General features: G+C 58.3%; 22 protein-coding genes. 14 read left to right on the top strand and 8 right to left on the bottom strand.

Going from position 1 to position 26,437, the window contains the following annotated elements; translation table 11 throughout:
• Positions 1-10: 10 nt before the first annotated feature.
• The 4 genes from crcB to ACYZTW_RS11095 form a co-directional block, all read right to left on the bottom strand.
• Positions 11-385, bottom strand: a complete 375-nt coding sequence (gene crcB / locus ACYZTW_RS11110; RefSeq protein WP_462004874.1) for a fluoride efflux transporter CrcB — start codon at positions 383-385, stop codon at positions 11-13.
• Positions 385-1,707: a replication-associated recombination protein A gene (locus tag ACYZTW_RS11105; RefSeq protein ID WP_008029505.1), complete on the bottom strand. Its 1,323-nt coding sequence runs from the start codon at positions 1,705-1,707 to the stop codon at positions 385-387. The genes crcB and ACYZTW_RS11105 overlap by 1 nt, the downstream gene beginning before the upstream one ends.
• Positions 1,708-1,938: 231 nt before the next feature.
• Entirely contained in the window at positions 1,939-2,562 is a 624-nt protein-coding gene (gene lolA, locus ACYZTW_RS11100; RefSeq protein ID WP_462004873.1) for an outer membrane lipoprotein chaperone LolA, read from the bottom strand.
• Between the two features lie 65 nt (positions 2,563-2,627).
• Positions 2,628-5,030 carry a DNA translocase FtsK gene (locus tag ACYZTW_RS11095; RefSeq protein WP_462004872.1) on the bottom strand — a complete coding sequence of 801 codons (2,403 nt, stop codon included), beginning with the start codon at positions 5,028-5,030 and terminating at the stop codon, positions 2,628-2,630.
• Positions 5,031-5,337: 307 nt separating this feature from the next.
• Here ACYZTW_RS11095 and trxB point away from each other — a divergent pair, with 307 nt between their 5' ends.
• The 4 genes from trxB to infA all read left to right on the top strand — a co-directional run bounded on the left by trxB (position 5,338) and on the right by infA (position 8,403).
• Positions 5,338-6,297, top strand: a complete 960-nt coding sequence (gene trxB, locus ACYZTW_RS11090) for a thioredoxin-disulfide reductase (RefSeq protein ID WP_462004871.1) — start codon at positions 5,338-5,340, stop codon at positions 6,295-6,297.
• A 64-nt stretch (positions 6,298-6,361) separates the two neighbouring features.
• Entirely contained in the window at positions 6,362-7,042 is a 681-nt protein-coding gene (gene aat, locus ACYZTW_RS11085) for a leucyl/phenylalanyl-tRNA--protein transferase (RefSeq protein WP_462004870.1), read from the top strand.
• Between the two features lie 323 nt (positions 7,043-7,365).
• A complete protein-coding gene (locus ACYZTW_RS11080; protein WP_462004869.1) occupies positions 7,366-8,073 on the top strand; it encodes an arginyltransferase in 708 nt (235 codons plus the stop codon).
• Positions 8,074-8,184: 111 nt separating this feature from the next.
• The gene (gene infA, locus ACYZTW_RS11075; RefSeq protein ID WP_002553999.1) at positions 8,185-8,403 is read left to right on the top strand and encodes a translation initiation factor IF-1; all 219 of its coding nucleotides are present in this window, start codon (positions 8,185-8,187) and stop codon (positions 8,401-8,403) included.
• A 237-nt stretch (positions 8,404-8,640) separates the two neighbouring features.
• On the opposite strand, the gene clpA is transcribed toward infA, so the two are convergent.
• Positions 8,641-10,911, bottom strand: coding sequence for an ATP-dependent Clp protease ATP-binding subunit ClpA (gene clpA / locus ACYZTW_RS11070; protein WP_462004868.1), 2,271 nt, complete (start codon positions 10,909-10,911; stop codon positions 8,641-8,643).
• Positions 10,912-10,941: 30 nt separating this feature from the next.
• Positions 10,942-11,304 (bottom strand): ATP-dependent Clp protease adapter ClpS, encoded by a 363-nt coding sequence (clpS, locus tag ACYZTW_RS11065; RefSeq protein ID WP_046032480.1) that lies wholly within the window; start codon positions 11,302-11,304, stop codon positions 10,942-10,944.
• 225 nt (positions 11,305-11,529) lie between these two features.
• Here clpS and ACYZTW_RS11060 point away from each other — a divergent pair, with 225 nt between their 5' ends.
• Complete coding sequence (locus ACYZTW_RS11060; RefSeq protein WP_462004867.1) at positions 11,530-11,811, top strand: cold shock domain-containing protein; 282 nt, start codon at positions 11,530-11,532, stop codon at positions 11,809-11,811.
• 75 nt (positions 11,812-11,886) lie between these two features.
• Here ACYZTW_RS11060 and icd read toward each other — a convergent pair whose 3' ends face one another.
• Positions 11,887-13,143: an NADP-dependent isocitrate dehydrogenase gene (icd, locus tag ACYZTW_RS11055; protein WP_008146904.1), complete on the bottom strand. Its 1,257-nt coding sequence runs from the start codon at positions 13,141-13,143 to the stop codon at positions 11,887-11,889.
• Positions 13,144-13,650: 507 nt separating this feature from the next.
• On the opposite strand from icd, the gene ACYZTW_RS11050 reads away from it, so the two are divergent.
• A complete protein-coding gene (locus tag ACYZTW_RS11050) occupies positions 13,651-15,876 on the top strand; it encodes an NADP-dependent isocitrate dehydrogenase (RefSeq protein ID WP_462004866.1) in 2,226 nt (741 codons plus the stop codon).
• A gap of 46 nt (positions 15,877-15,922) precedes the next feature.
• Here the strand turns inward: ACYZTW_RS11050 and ACYZTW_RS11045 are convergent, their stop codons facing one another.
• Positions 15,923-17,254 carry an IS4 family transposase gene (locus ACYZTW_RS11045; protein ID WP_462000820.1) on the bottom strand — a complete coding sequence of 444 codons (1,332 nt, stop codon included), beginning with the start codon at positions 17,252-17,254 and terminating at the stop codon, positions 15,923-15,925.
• Positions 17,255-17,525: 271 nt separating this feature from the next.
• Here ACYZTW_RS11045 and ACYZTW_RS11040 point away from each other — a divergent pair, with 271 nt between their 5' ends.
• From ACYZTW_RS11040 to aceA, 8 genes are all read left to right on the top strand, one after another.
• On the top strand, positions 17,526-17,972 hold the full coding sequence (locus ACYZTW_RS11040) for an NUDIX hydrolase (RefSeq protein ID WP_462004865.1): 447 nt from the start codon (positions 17,526-17,528) through the stop codon (positions 17,970-17,972).
• Between the two features lie 59 nt (positions 17,973-18,031).
• The gene (mnmA, locus tag ACYZTW_RS11035; protein ID WP_462004864.1) at positions 18,032-19,177 is read left to right on the top strand and encodes a tRNA 2-thiouridine(34) synthase MnmA; all 1,146 of its coding nucleotides are present in this window, start codon (positions 18,032-18,034) and stop codon (positions 19,175-19,177) included.
• A complete protein-coding gene (gene hflD, locus ACYZTW_RS11030; protein WP_033057057.1) occupies positions 19,174-19,797 on the top strand; it encodes a high frequency lysogenization protein HflD in 624 nt (207 codons plus the stop codon). The genes mnmA and hflD overlap by 4 nt, the downstream gene beginning before the upstream one ends.
• Positions 19,798-19,923: 126 nt before the next feature.
• Positions 19,924-21,294: an adenylosuccinate lyase gene (gene purB, locus ACYZTW_RS11025; protein WP_027925117.1), complete on the top strand. Its 1,371-nt coding sequence runs from the start codon at positions 19,924-19,926 to the stop codon at positions 21,292-21,294.
• Positions 21,295-21,380: 86 nt separating this feature from the next.
• On the top strand, positions 21,381-22,550 hold the full coding sequence (locus ACYZTW_RS11020) for a ribosomal protein uL16 3-hydroxylase (RefSeq protein ID WP_462004863.1): 1,170 nt from the start codon (positions 21,381-21,383) through the stop codon (positions 22,548-22,550).
• Positions 22,543-22,968, top strand: coding sequence for a GNAT family N-acetyltransferase (locus ACYZTW_RS11015; RefSeq protein ID WP_462004862.1), 426 nt, complete (start codon positions 22,543-22,545; stop codon positions 22,966-22,968). The genes ACYZTW_RS11020 and ACYZTW_RS11015 overlap by 8 nt, the downstream gene beginning before the upstream one ends.
• Positions 22,969-23,247: 279 nt before the next feature.
• Positions 23,248-24,009 carry a secretin N-terminal domain-containing protein gene (locus ACYZTW_RS11010; RefSeq protein ID WP_462004861.1) on the top strand — a complete coding sequence of 254 codons (762 nt, stop codon included), beginning with the start codon at positions 23,248-23,250 and terminating at the stop codon, positions 24,007-24,009.
• A 498-nt stretch (positions 24,010-24,507) separates the two neighbouring features.
• Positions 24,508-25,833, top strand: a complete 1,326-nt coding sequence (gene aceA / locus ACYZTW_RS11005; protein ID WP_149418015.1) for an isocitrate lyase — start codon at positions 24,508-24,510, stop codon at positions 25,831-25,833.
• The last annotated feature ends 604 nt before the right edge of the window (positions 25,834-26,437 follow it).

Raw genomic sequence — 26,437 nt, 5'->3', positions numbered from 1 at the left:
TCTCTCGTTATCAAAGTTTGGTCAAGGACAGGCCAGCCCAGGTGGCGAGCAGCCCGCCGAATACGCTGATCGCAGCATAGCCGAAGGCCAGCGGCATTTGCCCGGTTTCGAGCAAGCGCACCGTATCCAGTGAAAAGGATGAAAAAGTCGTCAGCCCCCCGAGGAAGCCGATCATCAACCCAGCGCGTACCTCAATCGGTATCTCCGGGCGTACTAAAAACAGACCGTATAGAACGCCGATCAGCAAACAGCCCACGATATTAACGGCCAGCGTCGCGGTATAGAAGTGCCGCGGCCAATTAGCGTTGATCCAGTTCCCCGTGGCAAAGCGTAAAAGCGTTCCGGCGATACCGCCCACAGAAACGGCAACGATCAAAGGGATCACTATTTTCTCCGCTGTCGGGGGCTGAGGCGATCAAGTTGGGCCAGGTGATTGAGCTTCTCGCCGATCTTCAACTCCAGGCCACGCGGCACTGGCTGATAGAACGGTTGTGGCTCGAGTTCCTCCGGGAAATAGTCTTCGCCAGCGGCGTAAGCGTCTGGCTCATCGTGCGCGTAACGGTATTCGTCGCCATAACCCAGTTGCTTCATCAATTTGGTCGGCGCGTTGCGCAGGTGCAGCGGCACTTCCAGCGAACCGTGTTCGGTGGCGCTGCGCATCGCGGCTTTGAACCCCATGTACACCGCGTTGCTTTTCGGTGCGCAAGCCAGGTAGGTGATGGCCTGGGCCACCGCCAATTCGCCTTCGGGGCTGCCAAGGCGCTCCTGCACTTCCCACGCCGCCAGGCACAAGCTCAAGGCGCGGGGGTCGGCATTGCCGATGTCTTCGCTGGCCATGCGCACCACGCGCCGGGCCAGGTACAACGGATCGCAACCGCCGTCGATCATTCGCGCAAACCAATACAACGCGCCGTCCGGGTTGGAACCGCGCACCGATTTATGCAGTGCAGAGATCTGGTCGTAAAACGCTTCGCCGCCCTTGTCGAAACGCCGGCGGGTATCACCGAGCAGGCTTTGCAGCAGGTCGACGCCGATCTCGCTGTTGTCTTCAGCCAGGTCCGAGGCGTTTTCCAGCAGGTTGAGCAGACGCCGGCCATCGCCATCGGCAGCCGACAGCAGCATCTGGAAGCCTTCATCACTGAGGGTCAGTTGCCGCTTGCCCAAGCCACGTTCTTCGGTCAGCGCGCGATGCACCAACTTGCGCAGGGCCGCTTCGTCGAGGCTTTTGAGTACGTAGACGCGCGCCCGGGAGAGCAACGCGTTATTGAGTTCGAACGAAGGGTTTTCAGTGGTTGCGCCGATGAAAATCAGCGTGCCATCTTCGACATATGGCAGGAACGCATCCTGCTGAGACTTGTTGAAGCGATGCACTTCATCGACGAACAGGATGGTCCGCTTGCCGTACTGCCCGGCCTGCTGCTTGGCGATTTCCACCGCCTGACGGATTTCCTTCACGCCGGCCAGTACCGCCGAAACCGTTTCGAAGTGCGCATCCGAGACTTCCGCCAGCAGCCGCGCCAATGTGGTTTTTCCCACACCCGGCGGGCCCCAGAAAATCATCGAGTGCAGGGCACCCTGCTCCAGGGCTTCGCGCAAAGGCTTGCCGCGAGCGAGCACGTGTTCCTGACCGACGTACTCGTCCAGATTGGCCGCACGCAGGCGTGCTGCCAAAGGTTGAGCGATCGGGGCACTGCGAAACAGGTCCATCACTACTGTTGAAACCTCACTTATTGCGCAGTACTCATACCTGGCGAAAATCCTGTGGCAAGAGCTGGTACCTGTGGCGAGGGGATTTATCCCCGTTCGGCTGCGAAGCAGTCGTAAAACATTGCATGCGGTGTAACTGATAAACCGCGACTGCAGATTTTGGTGCCGCTCCGCAGCCCAACGGGGATAAATCCCCTCGCCACAAAAGCCCGCTCCCACAGGTCTTGCGATTTATTCCTGGATCACGTCGGCACCCTTGGGGATGTCGAACTTGAACTTGGATGCCGGGATCGGCTCGTTGGCCTTCACGCCGGTGAACAGGATGTTGGTGCGCTGACCGACGCTGTCGATCATCTGCATGTCATTGACCAGGCCATTGCGGAACGACAGGCGCAGGCTGTCGAACAGGGTGTCCTTGGTTTTCGGCTTCAAGGTGAAGTCGATCACGCCACCGGCTTCCTTAGCGCTGATGGCGAAGCTCTGGCTGATCTTGGACACGTCACCGGACAGCAGCAATGCCGGAGTTTGGCTCAGACGCAGATCCAGCGTCTTAATGGTGGCCTGTTGCAGGTCCGGGTCCCACAGCGTCACCTTCTTGCCGTCGGAGACCACGACTTGCTCGGCCGGTGCATCGGTGTGCCAGTAGAACAGGCCAGGACGCTGCAAGGACATTTGACCTGCGGTTTCCTGCAACTGCGTGCCGCTGCCGTCGAGGGTCAGCTGAGAGAAATGGGCGGTGAGGGTTTGGGATTTTTCCAGCAATTGGGTCAGACGCGCCACGTCCTTGTCATCGGCGTGGGCCGAGAGCGTGGTCAAAGCCAAAACCGGCAGCAACAGCATGCGGATAAGACGCATGGGAGTCCTCATAACATTCGTGGGGGTGCGATGGCGCGTCATTACGCCACCGCGTTTCAATCAATTCAGTCGCGTACCGGGCCCGGAGCCAGGACTTCACGCGAACCGTTGGTATTCATGGACGTCACGACCCCGGCCATTTCCATGGCTTCGATCATGCGTGCGGCGCGGTTATAGCCGATTTTCAGCTTGCGCTGAACCGCAGAGATGGACGCGCGACGGCTTTCCAGCACGAACTGCACCGCTTCGTCGTAGAGCGCGTCGGATTCGCTGTCTTCGTCGCCACCGCTGCCGCCTTCAAACCCGCTACCCGGCTCTTCGACACCGGCGAGGATCTCGTCGTTGTATTCCGGCGCGCCGCGCAGTTTCCAGGCTTCGACCACCCGGTGAACCTCGTCATCGGACACGAAGGCACCGTGGACACGAATCGGCAGACTGGTGCCCGGCGGCATGTAAAGCATGTCACCGTGGCCCAACAGTTGCTCGGCGCCGCCCTGGTCGATGATGGTCCGCGAGTCGATCTTGCTCGACACCTGGAACGCCATACGGGTCGGAATGTTGGCCTTGATCAGGCCTGTGATTACATCAACCGACGGACGCTGGGTCGCAAGGATCAAGTGGATACCGGCAGCACGGGCCTTCTGGGCGATACGGGCGATCAGTTCTTCAACCTTCTTGCCGACGATCATCATCATGTCGGCGAATTCGTCCACCACCACAACGATGGTCGGCAGCTTGGTCAGCAGCGGCGCTTCATCGTGAATGCTTTCGCGCTTGTACAGCGGATCGGTCAGCGGCGTGCCGGCATCCTGGGCTTCCTTGACCTTGGCATTGAAGCCCGACAGGTTACGCACGCCCATTTTCGCCATCAGTTTGTAGCGACGCTCCATCTCCGCCACGCTCCAGCGCAGGGCGTTGGCCGCGTCCTTCATGTCGGTCACGACCGGGCACAACAGGTGCGGAATGCCTTCGTAGATCGACAGCTCAAGCATTTTCGGGTCGATCATGATCAGCTTGGCGTCTTCCGGGCCAGACTTGAACAGGATCGACAGGATCATTGCGTTCACACCGACCGATTTACCGGAACCCGTCGTACCGGCTACCAGCAAGTGAGGCATTTTCGCCAGATCGGTGATGACCGGTTTGCCACCAATGTCGTGGCCCAGGGCCAAAGTCACCGGCGACTTGAAGTTATCGTACTCAGGGGTCGACAGCACTTCGGAGAAGCGCACGATCTGGCGATCTTCATTAGGAATTTCGATACCCACGGTGGTCTTGCCCGGAATCACTTCGACCACACGTACGCTGGTCACGGCCAGGGAACGTGCCAGGTCTTTCGCCAGATTGGAGATGCGGCTGACCTTGACGCCGGCCGCTGGCTGGATTTCGTAACGGGTAATGACCGGGCCTGGGTGAATCGAATCCACCGAGACTTCGACGCCGAATTCCTTGAGTTTGATTTCCAGCAAATGGCCGACCGCAGCCAGGGATTCAGGCGAATAATTGAGTTGTTTCTTTTCAGCAGGGTCGAGAATCGAGATCGGCGGCAAGGTGCCTTCGACGGCGCTGTCGACAAACAACGGCGCCTGTTTCTCTTTTTCCACGCGTTTGCTGGGCGCCGCTGGCTTGGGCGGTGCCGGGGCAATCACCGGCGGCACCTGCTTCTCACGCTCGGACATGTGCTTGCTCAGGGCTTGCTCACGTTCGATCAGGCGCTCCTTGACCTTGGCTTGCTCGCGCTTGTCGGTGACGGTCGGCGCCACTACGTCATGGACGCGGTCGTCGACTTCACGCAGTTGGGCGACCAGTTGCTTGCGTTCGGTGCGGGCGGCCCACCAGCGATTGGCCGCGCCTTGGAACAGTTCGAACAAGTCGAGGGTGATCTTGCCGGTGAGGTCCATCACTTTGAACCACGACAGGTCGGTGAACACCGTCAGGCCGAACAGGAACAACGCGATGAACAACAGTGTACTGCCCTGAATATTCAGGGCGTTCCTGGCCAGATCACCGAGACTTTCGCCTAAGGCGCCGCCAGCGCCAGCCGGCAGACCGGTCGCGGCGTGGAAATGGATATGGGCCAGTGCCGCGCCCGAGAGCACCAGAAACACCAGGCCGATCAGGCGCCAGGAGAACAGCCAGCCGCTCCACTCCCACTGCTCGTGGCGTTGGCGGAAGATTTGATAAGCCTTGATCGCCAGCAACAGCGGGAAGATGTAGGCGAAGTAACCCAACACCATGAACAGGATATCGGCGCTGTAGGAGCCGACCGGTCCGCCGAAGTTCTGCACATCGTCGATCTTGCTGTTATGGCTCCAGCCCGGATCGTCCTTGCCATAGGTCAACAAGGCCATCATCAGGAACAGGCACAAGCCGCCAATGGCGATCAATGCACCTTCCTTGAGCCGGTAGTGCAATTGCTGGCGCCAGAGCGGAACGACTGTTTTTGGTGCTGCGGTGGATTTCTTCAAAACGCTTCTTTTCCTGCGCCTATGGCGCGTCCATCTGTTGAATGACTATAAAAAACTGCCCAATCCAGGCAGGTAAAAAAGATAACAGGTGTAACTGGGACTACTTTTAACACTACGCTCCGGTTTTTATAAACACGGCGCGCAGCGCTTATTTTATTACAAGCACTGTAACAGGCAGGCATTGTACGGGTTTGTTCGTCCGATGCCATGCTTGAAACCCAAGGTGTAGCATAGCCAACAGCACATTACACACGGTTCAATTTGAGCATGCATTCTCTTTTGTGACAAAGGCTTATGAGGTGTTTTTATGAGCGAAACGAAGCATTCCCGCCTGATCATTCTGGGTTCCGGCCCCGCCGGTTACAGCGCAGCCGTTTATGCCGCCCGCGCCAACCTCAACCCCGTTGTCATTACCGGCATACAGGCAGGTGGCCAGCTCACCACCACCGTCGAAGTCGACAACTGGCCCGGCGATGTCGAAGGCCTCACCGGGCCGGTACTGATGGAACGCATGCAAAAACACGCCGAGCGCTTTCACACAGAGATCGTTTACGACCACATCCACACCGCCAAGTTGCAACAGCGCCCTTTCGAACTCATCGGCGACAGCGGCACATACACCTGTGACGCGCTGATTATCGCCACCGGCGCCTCGGCGCAATACCTGGGACTGCCATCGGAAGAGACATTTGCCGGCAAAGGGGTGTCGGCCTGCGCGACGTGCGACGGTTTCTTCTACCGCAATCAGGTGGTCGCGGTCGTGGGTGGCGGCAACACGGCAGTTGAAGAGGCGCTGTATTTGTCAAACATCGCAAAGGAAGTTCACCTGATTCATCGGCGCGAAAAGTTGCGCTCGGAAAAGATTCTTCAGGACAAGCTCTTCGAAAAAGCCGCCAAAGGTAATATCCGCCTGCACTGGAACCAGAATCTGGATGAGGTGCTGGGTGATGCCAGCGGTGTGACCGGCGCCCGCCTGCGGGACAGCCACACGGGCGAAACCCGTGAATTGGCGCTGGCCGGCGTGTTCATCGCCATCGGCCACAAGCCCAACACCGACCTGTTCGAGGGCCAGCTGAAAATGCGTGACGGCTATCTGCTGGTCAAGGGCGGCAGCGAAGGCGATGCTACCAGCACCGAAATCGCAGGCGTATTTGCCGCCGGCGACGTGGCCGATCATGTTTACCGCCAGGCCGTAACGTCTGCCGGGGCCGGCTGCATGGCCGCGCTGGACGCCGAAAAGTATCTCGACGACATTCCTGTCGTTTGACGGCACACTTCACGGTGGGCCCACCCGGCCACCACTGCCCTCCCCTTCTGCAAGCCCGGATGCCATGCTGACTTGGTTACAACGCAATACCTTGACCTTCCCGCCCCTGGAAAAAGCCATGCGCGATCCCAACGGGCTGTTGGCCGCGGGCGGTGACCTGTCCGCCGATCGTCTGATTCAAGCCTATCGCCACGGCTGTTTTCCGTGGTTCTCGGAAGGGCAGCCGATTCTCTGGTGGTCGCCGGATCCACGCACCGTACTGTTTCCCGACGAACTGCATGTCTCGCGCAGCCTGAACAAACTGCTGCGCCAGCAACGCTATCAAGTGACCTTTGATCAGGATTTTGCCGCGGTCATCCGCGCTTGCGCCGCGCCTCGGGATTACGCCGACGGCACCTGGATCACAGAAGCCATGCAGAACGCCTACCTCGAGCTGCACAGGCGCGGGTACGCCCATTCGGTGGAAGTCTGGGACCAGGGCGAACTGGTCGGCGGGCTCTATGGCCTGGCGATGGGTCAGTTGTTTTTCGGCGAGTCCATGTTCAGCCGCGCCGACAACGCCTCGAAATATGGCTTTGCCACACTGATCCGACATCTGAAAGACTCAGGCTTTGTGCTGATCGACTGCCAGATGCCTACCGACCATCTGCACAGCCTCGGCGCCCGAGCGATTCCACGCAGCGAGTTTGCCGACTACCTTGCGCAGCATCTGGACCAACCCAGCCGCGCAACCTGGGTTTGCTGAGCGACTTTGGCGCGCTTGGCTTACACTTAGGGGGCGTTCTCAATGAGTTTCGCCGCCGCGCCGGGTCTGCTGTTGCGCAGGGCAAGACGCGAGAAGCGTAGTTTGGTCATTCCAAATAAGCTTCGAGCAACGCAGCCCTGCGCAACAGCAGGCCCGGCCCTTCGGGTTGTGCCTTAAAACGGGCCAGGCTGCGTTGCAGGCCTTGGAAGGGGAACACCATTCCCAGCGGCCTGCGCCTTGCCTGGCCCGCTTTAAGGCGACAACGCGGCGGAGAAACTCATTGAGAACGCCCCCAAATCAAAGCTTATTCCCGAGGGTTGATCATGACCGAGTTGGCGCGTTTGAAGTTTTATGCCACTCAGCCCCACTCTTGCAGTTATCTGCCCGAGGAGCAGGCCACGACCCTGTTTCTCGACCCTAGTCAGCCCATGGATGTGCATGTCTATGCAGACCTGTCTGAAATGGGTTTCCGTCGTAGCGGCGATCATCTTTACCGGCCTCATTGCCAGAATTGCAATGCGTGCGTACCGGCGCGCATCCCTGTGGCGCAATTTGAGCCCAACCGCCAGCAGAAACGCATCTTCAAGCGCAATGCCGACTTGAAGGTACGCCCGGCCAGGCCAGGGTTCAGCGAAGAGTATTTCGACCTTTATCAGCGCTATATCGAACAGCGTCACGCCGATGGCGATATGTACCCGCCGAGTCGCGATCAATTTGCGACGTTCCTGGTACGTGACCTGCCGTTTTCCCGATTCTACGAATTCCGCCTCGAAGGACGACTGGTGGCGGTGGCCGTCACTGACTTGCTGCCGAACGGTCTGTCGGCGGTCTACACCTTCTACGAGCCCACCGAAGAACGCCGCAGCCTGGGGCGTTACGCGATCCTCTGGCAAATCGCCGAGGCTCAGCGTCTGGGGCTGGAAGCCGTCTATCTGGGCTATTGGATCAAAAACTGCAAAAAGATGAGTTACAAGACTCAATATCGTCCTATCGAACTGCTGATTAATCAGCGCTGGGTCATCCTGAACTAGAGCAAGCCGTAAACCCCTTGGCTTAAACCCCATTTTTCGGGCACAATGCACGCCGCTTTTGCCTGGCGCAGTTGCACCGGGCCATTCATTGGACACCGAGGGCTTTACTGCATGTCGAAAGAAGACAGCTTCGAAATGGAAGGCACTGTCGTCGACACCCTGCCCAACACCATGTTTCGTGTGGAGTTGGAAAATGGGCACGTCGTAACCGCGCATATCTCCGGCAAGATGCGCAAGAACTACATCCGTATTCTTACCGGTGACAAAGTGCGCGTCGAGCTGACGCCCTATGACTTGAGCAAAGGGCGCATCACTTACCGCGCTCGCTAATCAAGTCAATACAAAACGCCCGGTTTATGCCGGGCGTTTTTGTTTGTCTGGAATTTGATGGATCAACACGACCCCCTGTGGGAGCGAGCCTGCTCGCGAAGGCGGTGGGTCAGTTTGCATTGATATTGAATGTGCCGGCGCCTTCGCGAGCAGGCTCGCTCCCACAGGGGTCAGTGCATGACTGACAGACAGCCAAAAGGCGCCTCCCGGCGCCTTTTGGCTTTGTTGCGGTAATTGTCAGGCCATTTCAGCCGTGGTCTCGAAGTCGAAGGTCAGCTCGCCATCCTTGAGATCGATGTGAACCACCCCACCATGATCGGCCAATTCGCCAAAGAGGATCTCTTCCGCCAGCGGACGCTTGATCTTGTCCTGAATCAAACGCGCCATTGGTCGAGCACCCATCGCCGTATCGTAGCCACCCGCTGCCAGCCAACTACGCGCAGCATCGGTCACTTCCAACTGCACGCGCTTGTCTTCCAGCTGCGCCTGAAGTTCGGTAAGGAACTTGTCCACCACGCTTTTGATGACCTCATGACTGAGGCGACCAAACTGGATAATGGTGTCCAGACGGTTGCGGAACTCTGGCGTGAAGCTCTTCTTGATCACTTCCATCGCATCGGACGAGTGGTCCTGATGAGTGAAACCGATCGAAGCGCGAGCGGCCGTTTCGGCACCGGCGTTGGTCGTCATGATGACGATCACGTTACGGAAGTCCGCCTTGCGCCCGTTGTTATCGGTCAGCGTACCGTGGTCCATAACCTGCAGCAGCAGGTTGAAGACTTCCGGATGCGCCTTCTCGATCTCATCGAGCAACAGCACGCAGTGAGGCTGCTTGGTGATGGCTTCGGTCAGCAGACCGCCCTGGTCGAACCCGACATAGCCTGGAGGCGCACCGATCAGACGCGATACGGTGTGGCGCTCCATGTACTCGGACATGTCGAAGCGAACCAGCTCGATGCCCAAGGCCTTGGCCAACTGACGCGCCGCTTCGGTTTTACCGACACCGGTCGGCCCTGCGAACAGGAACGAACCGACAGGCTTGTCAGGCGACTTGAGGCCGGCACGGGACAGTTTGATCGCGGTCGACAACGAGTCGATCGCGGCATCCTGGCCAAATACTGTCAGCTTCAGGTCACGCTCAAGGTTACGCAGCAGCTCTTTGTCGGAGCTGGTGACGTGCTTAGGCGGAATCCGCGCGATTTTCGCGACGATGTCCTCGACTTGAGGCACTTCGATGCGTTTCACACGTTTCTCGATTGGCTGCAAACGCTGGTAGGCGCCCGCCTCGTCGATGACATCGATGGCCTTGTCCGGCATGTGCCGGTCATTGATGTAGCGCGAGGCCAGTTCAGCCGCCGCACGCAACGCTTCATCGCTGTATTCGATGTTGTGATGCGCTTCGAAACGACCCTTCAGGCCGCGCAGGATGCCAATGGTGTCTTCCACCGAAGGTTCCGACACATCGACCTTCTGGAAGCGCCGAGCCAAAGCACGGTCCTTCTCGAAGATCCCGCGGAATTCCTGGAACGTAGTCGAGCCGATGCAACGGATATCACCCGACGACAGCAGCGGCTTGAGCAGGTTCGAGGCATCCATGACGCCACCGGACGCGGCACCCGCACCAATGATGGTGTGAATTTCGTCGATGAACAGGATCGCCTGTGGACGTTTTTTCAGCTCATTGAGCAACGCCTTGAAGCGTTTCTCGAAATCGCCGCGGTATTTGGTCCCGGCCAGCAAGGCCCCCAGATCGAGGGAATAAACCACGCTGTTGGCCAGCAGGTCCGGCACCTGGTTGTCGACAATGCGCTTGGCCAGGCCTTCGGCAATCGCGGTTTTACCCACGCCCGCCTCGCCCACCAACAGCGGATTGTTTTTGCGACGACGCGCCAGAATCTGCGCGACCCGCTCAACCTCCAGCTCACGGCCTACCAATGGATCGATTCGACCCTGGCGCGCGAGTTCGTTGAGGTTGCTGGCATAAGCATCCAGAGGATTGCCTGAAGAAGAAGACTCACCGCCCTCGTCGTCCTGCATATCTTGTTCACCTTCAGAGTGATCGCCATGCCCCGGCACTTTGGAAATGCCGTGAGCGATGTAGTTGACGACATCGATACGCGCAACGCTCTGCTGTTTCAGCAGGAACACTGCCTGACTCTCTTGCTCACTGAAGATCGCGACCAGTACGTTGGCGCCAGTCACTTCGCGTTTGCCCGAGCTCTGTACGTGAAAGACAGCACGTTGCAGTACACGCTGGAAGCCCAGGGTTGGCTGGGTTTCACGATCCTCGTCATGAAGGGGGATCAATGGCGTGGTGGAGTCGATGAACTCCTGCAGATCGTGCTTGAGTTTGTCGAGGTTTGCGCCGCAGGCACGCAAAACGGTGGCGGCAGCCTCATTGTCCAATAGGGCCAGCAGGAGGTGTTCGACGGTCATAAACTCATGACGCTTCGACCGTGCCTCCTTGAAGGCAAGATTGAGGGTGACTTCGAGCTCGCGGTTTAACATAGCTTCACCTCATACCCAAGTGGTCGGCGATTAACCGTCCTTCTCGATTTCACAGAGTAGCGGATGCTGGCTTTCCCTGGCGTACTGGTTGACCTGCATGGCCTTAGTCTCGGCGATGTCGCGGGTAAACACTCCACATACTGCCCGTCCTTCTGTGTGGACGGCCAGCATGACCTTGGTCGCCAGCTCGCGATTCAGGTTAAAAAACACCTCGAGCACTTCGACGACGAAATCCATCGGTGTGTAGTCATCATTGAACAAAACCACCTTGTACATCGGCGGCGCCTGTAAAGCAGGCTTTGCCTCCTGAACAGCAATGCCTGCGGAATCGTCGTCGTGTGAATCAGGGCGATCCTGATTGAATGTTAGTCGAATCTGGCTGATTGCATGCATGGAAAGAAAGGTTCGTCAGTTGTGCAAATACAGTGGTGGGGGCGGCTATGGACGATTTCAACTCCGACTGCCCGGTCAGCTTGACTATCGGGAAAACGGTGTTACAACCAATAGAGCCCACAGTGGGTAAAAAAGGTCCGCGGAGTCAATCTTATTTCCAGGAAATGACTGCGGATGAACTGGATGATACTCCAGTGATGGAGTCTGTTGCAGAGGGATATGGGTATGTCAGTCGGTAAGGTGAAATGGTTCAACAATGCCAAGGGATTCGGTTTCATTAACACCGACGCCAGAGAAGGCCGTGACGAAGACGGTCATCTTATTGATTTCTTTGCCCACTATTCGGCCATTGAAATGGACGGATACAGGACCCTCAAGGCCGGGCAAGCCGTAAACTTCGAGATCGTCCAGGGACCCAAAGGGTTGCATGCAGTGAAGATTACGTCTGCGGCTATCGAGAAGGAACAGACCGCACCTACCACCCAACAGGAAACAGTGTCGAGCTGACGCAACCCGTCATCCAGTCATAAAAAAACCGCCCGAAGGCGGTTTTTTTAATGCCGATTCGCTTACATATGCGGCTTACATATGCGAGATGAGCGCATCACCAAACGCAGACGAAGACAGCAGTTTCGCGCCTTCCATCAGACGTTCGAAGTCATAGGTCACGGTCTTGGCCGAAATCGCGCCGTTGGTGCCTTTGATGATCAGATCAGCCGCTTCGGTCCAGCCCATGTGACGCAGCATCATCTCTGCGGACAGGATCAGAGAACCCGGGTTGACCTGGTCCTTGCCAGCGTACTTCGGCGCAGTACCGTGGGTCGCTTCGAACATCGCAATGGTGTCAGACAGGTTGGCACCCGGTGCGATACCAATACCGCCCACTTCCGCCGCCAGGGCGTCAGAGAGGTAGTCGCCGTTCAGGTTCAGGGTCGCGATCACATCGTATTCGGCCGGGCGCAGCAGGATCTGCTGGAGCATGGCGTCAGCGATGGCGTCTTTGACGATAACGTTCTTGCCGGTTTTCGGGTTTTTGAACTGCATCCACGGACCGCCATCGAGCAGGGTCGCGCCGAACTCTTCAGCCGCCACTTCGTAGGCCCATTCCTTGAAGGCACCTTCGGTGAACTTCATGATGTTGCCTTTGTGCACGATGGTCAGCGAGTCGCGGTCGTTGTCGACCACATACTGCAACGCCTTGCGCGCCAGACGCTTGGTGCCTTGCAGCGAAACCGGCTTGATGCCGATACCGCAGTTTTCGTCGAAACGGATCTTGGTGACGCCCATTTCATCTTTAAGGAACTTGATGACTTTGGTCGCTTCCGGCGAACCGGCTTTCCACTCGATACCGGCGTAGATGTCTTCGGAGTTCTCACGGAAGATCGTCATGTCAACGTCGCCTGGCTTCTTGACCGGGCTAGGCACGCCTTCGAACCAGCGCACAGGACGCAGGCAGACATAAAGATCGAGTTGCTGACGCAGGGCCACGTTCAGGGAACGGATGCCGCCACCGACCGGCGTGGTCAGAGGGCCCTTGATGGAAACCACATAATCCTTGACCGCGTCCAGGGTTTCCTGAGGTAGCCAGGTGTCCTGATCGTAAACCTGAGTCGCTTTCTCCCCGGCGTAGACTTCCATCCAGGAAATTTTGCGCTCGCCGCCGTAAGCCTTCTTAACAGCAGCATCGACAACCTTGATCATGACCGGGCTGATATCAACGCCAATACCATCACCTTCGATGAAGGGGATGATCGGGTTGTTAGGAACATTGAGAGAATGGTCCGCGTTGACGGTGATTTTGTCGCCGACTGCTGGAACCTGAATCTTCTTGTATCCCATGCTGAACTCCATTGTTTGGATTGAACATCTGGCTTCGTTCGAGCGTACCCCAGTTAAATCGGCACGCAAACCCTATGTTCCATCCATCTGCCGCAAAGCTGCACAGTTCGCGACGTACAAGCCTGAAAGCAAAGGGAAAAGCGCCAAACTCAAGCACGGTGCAAGACTCTACGCCCCACTCGCCCCTGCGACCTTTAGACCAATGGACGAGAATCGTTGCATATGAACCATCGGCAGATTGCCAGCTACCTATGTATAATGCCGCCCGCTGACCACAGAGTCACGACGGCCGACCTCTCCTGCAACTGAATAAGTAGCCGAGGCTTTGGGCCCGAAAAAGCCGGACTGTTACCGCAGTTCACCCGCTTGACGCTCGACCGATGCACCCAACATCACCGCGAAGAAACCTCGACATTCGGCTCATGGACGACTTTGAACGAACGCGCTTACCCGGCGCCCCTCGAGTTTCCGCGCACGCTTAGCAAAGAAGAGAGAGTTAATCCGAATATGCCCACCCGCTCGAAGATCATCTATACCTTCACCGACGAAGCTCCCGCCCTCGCCACCTATTCACTGTTGCCTATCGTAGAGGCCTTCACCGCCTCCGCTGATATCGCCGTGGAAACCCGCGATATCTCTCTTGCAGGGCGCATTCTGGCCAGCTTCCCCGAGCAACTGGGTGACAAAGCCGTAGCCGACCACCTCGCCGAACTGGGCGACCTGGCCGTTACGCCTGAAGCCAACATCATCAAGTTGCCGAACATCAGCGCTTCGGTTCCGCAACTGCAAGCCGCGATCAAGGAACTGCAAGCCCAGGGCTTCGCACTGCCTGACTACCCGGAAACCGTGACCAGCGACGCCGACAAGCTCGCCAAATCGCGTTACGACAAGATCAAGGGCAGCGCCGTGAACCCGGTACTGCGCGAAGGCAACTCCGATCGTCGTGCACCGCTGTCGGTCAAGAACTACGCGCGCAAGCACCCGCACAAAATGGGCGCCTGGGCTGCGGACTCCAAGTCCCACGTCGCGCACATGAGTACCGGCGATTTCTACGGCAGCGAAAAAGCTGCCCTGATCGACGCCGCTGACGCCGTCAAAATCGAACTGATCGCTCAAGACGGCACCACCACCGTCCTGAAAGAAAAAACCACCGTACAAGCCGGTGAGATCCTCGATTGCGCGGTCATGAGCAAAAACGCTCTGCGCAGCTTCATCGCTGCCGAGATCGAAGACGCCAAGCAAAAAGGCGTGTTGCTGTCGGTTCACTTGAAAGCCACCATGATGAAGGTCTCCGACCCGATCATGTTCGGCCAGATCGTTGCCGAGTTCTATAAAGACGCACTGGCCAAGCACGCTGACGTGCTGGCACAGATCGGCTTCAACCTGAACAACGGCATCGGCGATCTGTACGCTCGCATCAAAGCCCTGCCGGCCGAGCAACAAGCGCAGATCGAAGCGGACATCCAGGCGGTCTACGCCGTTCGTCCGTCGTTGGCCATGGTCAACTCCGACAAAGGCATCACCAACCTGCACGTGCCGAGCGACGTTATCGTCGACGCCTCGATGCCGGCCATGATCCGTGACTCCGGCAAAATGTGGGGCACTGACGGTCAGCTGCACGACACCAAGGCCGTGATCCCGGATCGCTGCTACGCCACCATCTACCAGGCGGTGATCGAAGACTGCAAGCTGCACGGCGCCTTCGATCCGACCACCATGGGCAGCGTGCCAAACGTTGGCCTGATGGCGAAAAAAGCCGAAGAGTACGGCTCCCACGACAAGACTTTCCAGATCAAGGCAAATGGCGTAGTTCGGGTTTCCGACGGCGCTGGCCGCATGCTACTGGAACAGTCGGTTGAAGCCGGCGACATCTTCCGCATGTGCCAGACCAAAGACGCGCCGATCCAGGACTGGGTCAAACTGGCCGTCAACCGTGCTCGCGCAAGCGCAACTCCGGCGATCTTCTGGCTGGACCCAATGCGCGCCCACGACGGTGTAGTGATCGAGAAAGTTCAGGCTTACCTGAAGGATCACGACACCGCAGGGTTGGACATTCGCATCATGTCGCCAGTCGACGCGATGGCCTTCACTCTGGGCCGTACCCGCGAAGGCAAGGACACCATCTCGGTGACCGGCAACGTACTGCGCGACTACCTGACTGACCTGTTCCCGATCATGGAACTGGGCACCAGCGCCAAGATGCTGTCGATCGTTCCGCTGATGAACGGCGGCGGTCTGTTCGAAACCGGCGCCGGCGGTTCGGCACCAAAGCACGTTCAGCAGCTGCTGGAAGAGAACTTCCTGCGCTGGGATTCCCTGGGCGAGTTCCTGGCCCTGGCCGCTTCCCTTGAGCACCTGGGTGTTACATACAACAACCCTAAAGCGCTGGTGCTGGCCAAGACTCTGGATCAGGCCACCGGCCAGTTCCTGGACAACAACAAGTCGCCATCGCGCAAAGTCGGCAACATCGACAACCGCGGCAGCCACTTCTACCTGGCGCTGTACTGGGCTCAAGCCCTGGCTGCCCAGACCGAAGACGCTGCACTGCAAGCGCAGTTCGGCGAACTGGCCAAGACCCTGACCGAGAACGAAGCAACCATCGTTGCCGAGCTCAACGCCGTTCAGGGCAAGCCAGTAGACATCGGCGGTTACTACCACGCCAATGCCGAGCTGATCAGCAAGGCCATGCGCCCAAGCAATACTTTCAACGCCGCGATCGCTGCGCTGGTTTAAGGTTGTAAGGATGCAAAGAAACCCCGGCCCTGTGCCGTAATGCTGTTCACTTAAGCGGAGCAGCCTTACGGTCCACTGGAAACCGGGTCTTTGAGATCTTCACCGTCCTTGGCCTCGAAGGCCTGGGGCGGTGGTCCAGAAACAATCCTCCGATACCTGCCCTCAACTCTGCCAATCGTCTCCCGGTCGCTGAAACCGGGTTAGCCGCTGCCATGACGATCAGTTGGACTGCGATGTACTGGCAGGCCGGTTTGAAACGGATGTCCGATGGCGCTCGACCAAACGCCACCGCCGCCTGACTGGCTTCCCGACGAATTACGTTGTAAGCCAGCAAGAGTCCCCATACCTCCTGATAGACCAGATCGACTTTTTTGCTGCGCAAGGTCACTGCGTTCTGTTGCATCGAGCTCTTGATGTCCCTGAAGCCCAATTCAATTTCCCAGCGCTCCTGATAAAGCCTGGCAACCGCCTTGGTGTTGTAGGTATCGGCCGGCAACGACGTCATGACGGTTTTTAGCTTGCCTTGAATTTCATAGCTGACTTCGCGGGCTTCCCAGTGCGTTGGAAGAGTCGGAATGCGCTTTCTAGCCTGCGGCGAGACTTTCATGCGCACCAAACGGTCGTGCTGGCCGTAACGGGCCACTTCCTCACAGACCATGCCTTTTTTGGCCGGGATCAACCAATGACGGTTGATCCCGGCTTTGCTCAGGCTCGACAGCATTTCAGCCCCCCAGAACCCTTTATCGAACAGCGTCACCGAGTGGTTGGGGATCTGTTGCAGGAACTCATCGGCCAAGCGCATTTCACTGCGCCGGTAGGGACTCAATTGCGCATCCAGAATCAAGTGCGAGCGTACATTCATCAACGCCACAAGACGCATCATGGGAAACGGTGTCTGGCGGTCGGTCGAAGTATTTCCCGAGCCGAAGTGATCCCGAAGCTCGGGCGTATCCGCAGTGCGCAAGAGCGCACCGTCTACCGCGAACACCTGCAGATCGTGCCAGGCGTCACCGCTATAGCGCTCTGCACCCCATTGGGTACCCGTCTTGCGGAACAACCACTCAACAGGATCGGCGCCGAGCCGCTTTCGAGCTTCGGTTACACCGCTACGGGCCAACAGGTGGTCGGAGGCCAGGCCTTGGGCGCAAATGTTCAAGCGTCTGGCCACCTCGTGAACGGGTTCGTCACGAAACAGCGCCATGCCGAGCACCAGCCAAAGCACCTGGTCAGCAGGCAAGCGACGTCGGCGAATGGTGGCCTGACTGGAAAGATCCAGCGCAGAGGCTACCCACTCAATGGGGATGTTTTGGGTAAAGGTGCTCAGGTCGCAGAAGTTGAAAAGGTCGCCGAGGTCGAGCAGGTCCTGTTGAACAGACATAAAAAATCCGATGCCAGAGGTCTGGCATCGGATTTTCGGATAAGCCCAGCTAGGACTCAAATGCTTAAGTGAACAGCATTACGGCCCTGTGCCGGGGTTTCTGTTTGTGGGCCTTACACAAATTTATCTATTGAAACCCGACCCTGTGGGAGCGAGCCTGCTCGCGAATGCGGTATATCCTTCAACACGGCATTGGCTGACCCACCGCTTTCGCGAGCAGGCTCGCTCCCACATTGATCTTTGTTCCAACTTTAGAAATCGAGGAAGCTTCATGGATTGGCTACCCCACATCACCGTCGCCACCATCGTCGAAGACAACGGCCGCTTCCTGATGGTCGAAGAATCCAAGGGCGGACGAACGGTGCTCAACCAGCCCGCCGGCCATCTGGACCCGGACGAAACCCTGATTGACGCCGCCGTGCGCGAAACCCTGGAAGAAACCGGCTGGGACGTCGAGCCGACCGGCGTGGTGGGCATTTACCTCTACACCGCCCCAAGCAACGGCGTGACTTACCAGCGGGTCTGCTTCACCGCAAAACCGCTCAAACACCACCCCGACTATCAACTGGACGACGGCATCGTCGGCGCAAAATGGCTGACGCGTGACGAACTGCTGGCACAGCGCGCAAACTGGCGCAGTGAGCTGATCATCCGCTGTATTGATGATTATCTGGACGGCAAACTCTTCGGCCTCGAACTGATCCGCCCTTCTCTTTAGCCTTGCGGGCTTTGGCCTGTTAGAATCGCGTCCTTTTTCAAGACACTCATTGAATCCCTATGCGTGATCCAGCCCCTTCTGACACACAAAAGAAGCGCGTCATTGTCGGCATGTCCGGCGGCGTGGACTCTTCCGTTTCCGCTCTCCTGCTGATCGAGCAGGGTTATGAGGTGGAAGGCCTGTTCATGAAGAACTGGGAAGAAGACGATGGAACGGAATACTGCACCGCCATGGATGACCTGGCGGACGCCCAGGCCGTGTGCGACAAGATTGGCATCAAGCTGCACACCGCCAACTTCGCCGCCGAGTACTGGGACAACGTGTTCGAGCATTTCCTGGCCGAATACAAGGCCGGTCGCACGCCGAACCCGGACATCCTGTGCAACCGCGAGATCAAGTTCAAGGCGTTCCTCGACTACGCCATGATGCTCGGCGCCGACCTGATCGCCACCGGTCACTACGTGCGCCGCCGTGATATTGATGGCCGCACCGAACTGCTCAAGGGCCTGGACCCGAACAAGGACCAGAGTTACTTCCTGCACGCCGTCGGCGGTGAACAGATCGCCAAGACCCTGTTCCCGGTTGGCGAGCTGGAAAAACCCGAAGTACGCGCGATTGCCGAGAAACACGACCTGGCCACCGCGAAGAAAAAGGATTCCACCGGGATCTGCTTTATCGGCGAACGCCGCTTCAGCGACTTCCTCAAGCAATATCTGCCGGCCCAGCCAGGCGAGATCAAGACCACCGAAGGTGAAGTCATCGGCCGTCACCACGGCTTGATGTATCACACCATCGGCCAGCGTCAGGGCCTGGGCATCGGCGGCTTGAAAGACGCCGGTGACGAGCCGTGGTACGTGCTGATCAAAGACCTGGAGCACAACGAGCTGATCGTTGGCCAGGGCAATGATCACCCCTATCTGTTCTCCCGCGCCCTGCTCGCCTCGGACATCTATTGGGTCAACCCGATCGACCTGACTGAGCCGCGCAAGCTGACGGCCAAAGTCCGCTATCGCCAGAGCGATCAACCCTGCACGCTGGAAAAAACCGCCACCGGCTACCGCGCAACCTTCGATGACCCGCAACGCGCGGTCACCCCCGGCCAGTCCGTGGTGTTCTACGACGGCGAAATCTGTCTCGGCGGCGGCGTGATCGAAATTGCGGAACCGTGGACGAGCAAGGGCACTCCTCAAGGCGAGCAGCAATGAGCCCGACTCAGGAGCAACTGACGGCACTGGGCGGCGTGTTCCTCGCCGCCGTGCTGGTCGACAAGATCGCCAAGACCGGCCAGACCGCCGAAGCCGGCCTGACGTGCATGCTCGGTAGCCTGCTGATTCGCGACCCCAAGGACACCCTGGAAGTCTATGGCGGCGACGACATCAATCTGCGTGAAGGTTACCGCGCATTGATCGGCGCCCTGGAACGTGACCCAAGCACCCTTCAGCGCGAACCGCTGCGTTACGCCCTGGCGATGCTCGGGCTGGAGCGCCAGTTGGCCAAACGCAACGACATGCTGGACGTGATCGGCAAGCGCTTGCCGCAGATTCAGTCTCAGGTCGAGCACTTCGGTCCGGCTCACGAAAACGTCATTGCAGCGTGCGGCGCCCTGTATCAGGACACCCTGAGCACCTTGCGCCAACGCATTCAGGTCCATGGCGACATGCGCAACCTGCAGCAACCGAGCAACGCTTCGAAAATCCGCGCCCTGTTGCTGGCCGGGATTCGATCGGCGCGCCTGTGGCGGCAGCTGGGCGGTCATCGCTGGCAGTTGGTGATCAGCCGTCGCAAGTTGCTGAAAGAGCTTTACCCGTTGATGCGCAGCAGCTAAACCGCGCCCGCAAGACCATTTGTAATTTGTAACGCGTAAGACGCTGGTCAGTTGGCAACGGACCGGCGGATTTTTTCATGTATGATACGCGCCCCATTTCGTTGCCCGACTGTCCGAGAACACCCCATGCAGCTTTCTTCGCTCACTGCGGTTTCCCCTGTTGACGGCCGCTACGCCGGCAAAACCCAGGCCCTGCGCCCAATTTTCAGCGAATACGGCCTGATCCGTGCTCGCGTTCTGGTTGAAGTGCGCTGGCTCCAGCGCCTGGCCGCTCACCCTGGTATCAGCGAAGTGCCGGCGTTCTCCGCCGAAGCCAACGCTGTGCTGAATACCCTGGCGGAAAACTTCGCTCTGGAGCACGCCGAGCGTGTCAAAGAGATCGAGCGCACCACCAACCACGACGTCAAAGCCATCGAATACCTGCTCAAAGAGCAAGCGGCCAAGCTGCCGGAACTGGCCGCTGTCAGCGAATTCATCCACTTTGCCTGCACCAGCGAGGACATCAACAACCTGTCCCACGCCCTGATGCTGCGCGAAGGCCGTGATGACGTGATGCTGCCGCTGATGCGCCAAACCGCTGAAGCCATCCGCGAACTGGCCATCCGTTTCGCCGACGTGCCGATGCTGTCGCGCACCCACGGTCAACCGGCTTCGCCGACCACCCTGGGCAAAGAGCTGGCGAACGTGGTTTACCGTCTGGAGCGTCAAATCGCCCAGGTCGCTGCCGTTCCGCTGCTGGGCAAGATCAACGGCGCTGTCGGCAACTACAACGCTCACCTGTCGGCCTACCCTGAGATCGACTGGGAAGAGAACGCCCGCGCCTTCATCGAAGACGAGCTGGGCCTGGGCTTCAACCCGTACACCACGCAGATCGAACCGCACGACTACATCGCCGAGCTGTTCGACGCAATCGCGCGCTTCAACACCATCCTGATCGACTTCGACCGCGACATCTGGGGCTACATCTCCCTGGGCTATTTCAAGCAGCGCACCATCGCTGGCGAAATCGGTTCGTCGACCATGCCGCACAAGGTCAACCCGATCGACTTCGAGAACTCTGAAGGCAACCTGGGCATCGCCAACGCACTGTTCCAGCACCTGGCGAGCAAGCTGCCGATCTCCCGCTGGCAGCGTGACCTGACCGACTCCACCGTACTGCGCAACCTCGGTGTCGGCTTCGCCCACAGCGTGATCGCGTACGAAGCCAGTCTCAAAGGCATCAGCAAACTGGAGCTCAACGCTCAGAAAATCGCTGCTGACCTGGACGCGTGCTGGGAAGTATTGGCCGAGCCAATCCAGACCGTGATGCGTCGCTACAACATCGAAAACCCGTACGAAAAACTGAAAGAGTTGACCCGTGGCAAGGGCATCAGCCCTGAAGCACTGCAAACTTTCATCGACGGCCTGGACATGCCAGCCGCCGCCAAGGCCGAGCTGAAATTGCTCACCCCGGCGAACTACATCGGTAACGCCGTAGAGCAAGCCAAACGCATCTGATCGACCGTTTTACCCTTTTGAGACGCCCGGCAGCGCCGGGCGTTTTTATTCCCGTCTGAAAAGTGCTTTTTTTCAATAGGTTACACATGAATCCTGATATTCCTCTTCAACTTCTGGGCGGCATCACGGCGCGCGAATTCCTGCGCGACTACTGGCAGAAAAAACCCCTGCTGATCCGTCAGGCGATTCCTGAATTCGAAAGCCCGATCGACGCCGACGAACTGGCCGGCCTGGCGCTGGAAGAAGAAGTCGAATCGCGCCTGGTGATCGAGCACGGCGAACGCCCTTGGGAATTGCGCCGTGGCCCGTTTGCCGAAGACGAATTCAGCAAATTGCCGGAACGCGACTGGACCCTGCTGGTTCAAGCCGTCGATCAATTCGTACCGGAAGTCGCCGAGCTGCTGGAGAACTTTCGCTTCCTGCCGAGCTGGCGTATCGACGATGTGATGATCAGCTTCGCCGCCCCGGGTGGCAGCGTCGGTCCGCACTTCGATAACTACGACGTGTTCCTGCTGCAAGGTCACGGCAAGCGTAACTGGAAAATCGGCCAGATGTGCGATTCCGAGAGCAAGCTGCTGCAACACGCCGACCTGCGCATCCTTGCCGACTTCGAAGCGACCGACGAATGGGTCCTGGAACCGGGCGACATGCTCTACCTGCCGCCGCGCCTGGCCCATTGCGGCGTTGCCGTTGATGACTGCCTGACTTACTCGGTCGGTTTCCGTGCGCCGAGCGCCGCTGAAGTGCTGACGCACTTCACCGACTTCCTCAGCCAGTTCCTGCCGGACGAAGAGCGTTACACCGACGCCGACGCCCTGCCCGCTGCTGATCCACATCAGATCCAGCACGACGCCCTTGATCGCTTGAAAGGCCTGCTCGCCGAGCACATGAGCGACGAGCGCCTGCTGCTGACCTGGTTCGGCCAGTTCATGACCGAACCGCGCTACCCGGAACTGGTGGTGGGGCCGGAAGAGATCGAAGAAGACGACCTGCTCGCCAGCCTTGAGCAAGGCGCCGTACTGATCCGCAACCCGAGCGCGCGCCTGGCCTGGTCCGAAGTCGATGACGACCTGCTGCTGTTCGCCAGCGGCCAGAGCCGTTATCTGCCAGGCAAACTGCGTGAACTGCTGAAGATGATTTGCGCCGCGGACGCGCTGCACGTCGACAATCTCGGCGACTGGCTGAGCGACGAAGACGGTCGCGGCCTGCTGTGTGAACTGATCAAGCAAGGAAGCCTGGGGTTTGCTGATGAATAAAATTCACGTACGTGTCGCAGACTGGCAAAAGGACAACGCCGAGATCCGGCGCATTCGTGAGACGGTGTTCATCGCCGAGCAATCCGTTCCGCCTGAGCTGGAATGGGATGCCGATGACGCAACGGCGGTGCATTTTCTGGCCTTCGAAGGCGACTTTCCGATTGGCACCGCCCGCCTGCTGCCCGACGGCCACGTCGGCCGGGTGTCGGTGCTGAAAGACTGGCGCGGCTTGAAAGTCGGCGATGCGCTGATGCACGCGGTAATCGGTGAAGCCGAGAAGCGTGAGCTGAAGCAACAGATGCTGAGCGCACAAGTACAGGCCACGGCGTTCTATGAACGCTTGGGCTTCAGCCTGGTCAGTGAGGAATTCCTGGAAGCAGGCATTCCGCATGTGGACATGGTGCGGCACTCGGCCTGACACCTGTGGCGAGGGGATTTATCCCCGTTCGGCTGCGAAGCAGTCGCTAAACCATTGCATGCGGTAATCCTGATGTACCGTGGTTGGAGTTTTTGTGGCCGCTTCGCGACCCAACGGGGCGGTGCGACGTTTCGCTAAATCCCCTCGCCACAGGGAACACCACAAAACGCCCCGCCATCTTCGGATGCTGGGGCGTTTTGCTGTCTACGATTCAACTTGCCCCACGCCGGGCCGACAAACTGGCAATATCAACACTACAAGATGTCGGAGATAACGGAAATGTCCCTACGCACCCTGCTCACCACGCTGCTGCTGACCTGCAGTTGTTCGGTCATGGCCGCCACCGAGATCGTGCCACTGAACTACCGCACCAGCGACGACATGCTGCCCGTGGCGCAGAATTTCATCGGCAAGGACGGCCAGGTCAGCGCCTACGGAAACCAACTGATCGTCAATGCCGATCAGCGCAAGATCGACGAACTTAAGGCCCTCCTCTCCCAACTCGACGTCGCCGCCAAACGCTTGCTGATCACCGTTGACACCAACGAAAACAACTTCCAGGGTGATCAGGGTTACTCGGTGAACGGCGCCAAACCCAGTCAGACCCGCATCATCAATCGCAGCACCGACAGCCGTGACGGCGGGATTCAGCAAATCCAGGCCAGCGAAGGGGCGCCAGCACTGATCCAGGTCGGCCAGAGCGTCCCGCTCACCAGCACTCAGACCGATTCCTACGGCGACCTGCGCAGCCAGACCGAATACCGCAATGTCACCCAGGGTTTCTACGTCACCGCCAGCGTCACCGGCGACATCGTTCACCTGGCGATCAGTACCAATCGTGACCGTCTGAGCCAGGAACGTCCCGATGTAGTGAATGTGCAAAGCACCGACACAACTGTCACGGGTCGACTGGGTGAATGGATCACCCTGGCCGGCGTGAACCGCCAGACACAGGCCGACAAACAGGGCCAGACCCGCAGCTACTCGACTCAGGGCCGGGATGACATGACCCTGCGGGTGAAAGTCGATACTTTGGACTAAACCACCGAAAACTGACTGATTAGTCGTATTAGACCAAAGATGTAGTGCTTAAAAAAAAGCACTACAAAACGTTTGACGATACAAAAAAGCAAAGGCATGATGGCCTCGCTCCCGCTAATCAGGGGCCCTGGCAAGGGCCTTCGAGGCGCCGTTCGCATCTACCCCGCGAGCCGCTTCGTGTCTGTACCGCCCACAAGGTGTGTTTGACGAGGTTGCCGACTGGAACGAAGTTGTCCCGAGGGACGGAAGCGTAATTAGGTAACCCGGCTCCACACTGAAGTTCGTACCAAGGCCCACGACGCCCGAATGCGCTCGCCAGTTCGCCCTTACCTGCTCACTTCCCCTCGAGCCCATCGTTCATCCCGTCGCCATCCCCGCCGAATCCGACTTGACCACCTAAGCTTCTGGTCAGCGAGCAGCCTTTTACGCACGTCTTAATGCGTACTTGGCAGGAGCAGGAATTTTCCACCCCAGACCTATGCGACGAGGTTTATCTCCATGGCACTGACACGCGAACAGCAAATTGCAGCCCTCGAAAAAGATTGGGCTGAAAACCCACGCTGGAAAGGCGTGACACGCGCTTACTCCGCTGCTGACGTCGTCCGCCTGCGTGGCTCGGTTCAACCTGAGCACACCTTTGCAAAATTGGGCGCCGAGAAGCTTTGGAACCTGGTAACCCAGGGCGCCAAGCCGTCCTTCCGTCCTGAGAAAGATTTCGTCAACTGCATGGGCGCCCTGACCGGCGGCCAGGCTGTACAACAAGTTAAAGCCGGTATCCAGGCGATCTACCTGTCGGGCTGGCAAGTTGCTGCGGACAACAACTCCGCCGAATCGATGTACCCGGACCAGTCGCTGTACCCGGTGGACTCGGTTCCAACCGTGGTCAAGCGCATCAACAACTCGTTCCGTCGTGCTGACCAGATCCAGTGGAAAGCCGGCAAAGGCCCGGGCGACGAAGGCTACATCGACTACTTCGCACCGATCGTGGCAGACGCTGAAGCCGGTTTCGGCGGCGTTCTGAACGCTTACGAACTGATGAAGAGCATGATCGAAGCAGGCGCCGCCGGCGTTCACTTCGAAGACCAACTGGCTTCCGTGAAAAAATGCGGCCACATGGGCGGCAAGGTTCTGGTTCCTACCCAGGAAGCTGTACAGAAGCTGACCGCTGCTCGTCTGGCGGCTGACGTTGCCGGTACGCCGACCATCATTCTGGCCCGTACCGACGCTAACGCGGCAGACCTGCTGACGTCCGATTGCGACCCGTACGACCAGCCATTCGTGACTGGCGAACGCACCCAGGAAGGCTTCTACAAAGTACGCGCTGGCCTGGACCAAGCGATCTCGCGCGGCCTGGCTTACGCTCCGTACGCCGACCTGATCTGGTGCGAAACCGCCAAGCCGGATCTGGACGAGGCTCGTCGCTTTGCCGAAGCAATCAAAAAGGAATACCCGGACCAACTGCTGTCGTACAACTGCTCGCCTTCCTTCAACTGGAAGAAAAACCTGGACGACGCGACCATCGCCAAGTTCCAGCGTGAACTGTCCGCCATGGGTTACAAGCACCAGTTCATCACCTTGGCCGGCATTCACAACATGTGGCACAGCATGTTCAACCTGGCGCACGACTACGCCCGTAACGACATGACCGCCTACGTGAAGCTGCAAGAGCAAGAGTTCGCTGACGCTGCCAAGGGTTACACCTTCGTGGCTCACCAGCAGGAAGTGGGCACCGGCTACTTCGACGACATGACCACTGTGATTCAAGGTGGTTCGTCGTCGGTCACCGCCCTGACCGGTTCGACTGAAGAAGAACAGTTCCACTGATCTGATTCGCCTGAGCAAACGGCCGTTGCGGACCGAATAGAAAGCTAACCGCAACGTCGCACAACTGACGCCCCGACTGATTCGGGGCGTTTTTTTTGCCTGCGATTTATTGAACGCCACACATCCTGTAGCAGCTGCCGAAGGCTGCGTTCGAGGACGAAGTCCTCGCTGATCCAGCGAATACAATCCACCTGAAAGACATCACCGCATGATTCACGACTGCTTCGCAGCCGAACGCAGCCTTCGGCAGCTGCTACAGGGATCGCGTGCATGCCGGGTTCTGCGCTGAAAATCATTGACCCAGAGCATTTTCCCGATCAGGAAAAGAAGGTAAAACGACCCCATCCACTACTTGCAGTAACGCGCCTATAAGACAACTTCCCGACTCTCATCCTGTTAAACAGTTTAAAAAGCACCACAAACAATATTGATTATCATTTAGCCACAACTATGTTCGTTACATTCCTTACAAAACAATATTGATGAAATCCCGGCTAATGCCCGAACCGCATGGGCTGCGGGGCTTTGGAGGTGCGCTATGTCCTTAATCCTATAAATAATTTCGCTATAGGAATTTTACTTGCACGGTGTTGTGCCATAAAAT

The organism is Pseudomonas sp. LB3P25 (genome assembly GCF_054897985.1).
Note: the sequence above shows the minus strand (reverse complement) of the source record. Positions and strands in the feature narration are given on the sequence as shown.